This is a genomic window from Polaromonas sp. P1_G2, assembly GCF_056405515.1.
The window spans coordinates 1-558 of record NZ_JBFUBY010000789.1; the positions used below are offsets into that span (position 1 = coordinate 1).

Consider the following 558-nt stretch of genomic DNA (forward strand, 5'->3'; position numbering starts at 1 on the left):
CCTCAAGCCGATCGCGCTGCCGTTGAAATCGCCGTCAGGCTGAATAAAAAGCCCGGCCGCAGCGCAGCCGGGATAGTTTTGGAGTTAATCCTGCTTGCCCCGGGGCACGGGGCAAGGCAACATTAGCAGACTGTCACAAAACCGCAGCATCACAAATGTGGGAGCCGCGCGAGAATCTGCACAGGCGCTACTGTCAGATCTGTTGAAACAGCCCCTTGAGTTCGAGTTCGTCGACACGCCTTGCGGCTTCGAGAGGCGAGACCCATTCCAGTTGGCGTGCCTTGGCCTCGGGGAAGTCCGGCCTTATCCTGTCGACATCCAGCCGATAGACGGAGACAAGACAGGCAAGCCCCTCCCTGCTCTTGATGTAGGTGTAATAACCGAGCGGCTTCTTCGACACTCTGCCGCTGACGCCGGCCTCCTCCTTGGCCTCGCGGGCGGCAGTGTGCCTTGAATCTTCGCGCTTTTCGACATTTCCCTTGGGAATGACCCAGCGTCCGGTGTCGCGGCTGGTAATCAACAGAACCTGGCTGTCCTCGCCGGCGCTGCCGCGCACAC

At 60.2% G+C, this 558-nt stretch carries 1 protein-coding gene; it reads right to left on the minus strand.

Annotated elements, in window-relative coordinates; all coding sequences use genetic code 11:
* Positions 1–193: 193 nt before the first annotated feature.
* On the minus strand, positions 194–558 hold a 365-nt coding region (locus AC1D0P_RS27600), incomplete at its 5' end, for an NUDIX hydrolase (RefSeq protein ID WP_477679644.1).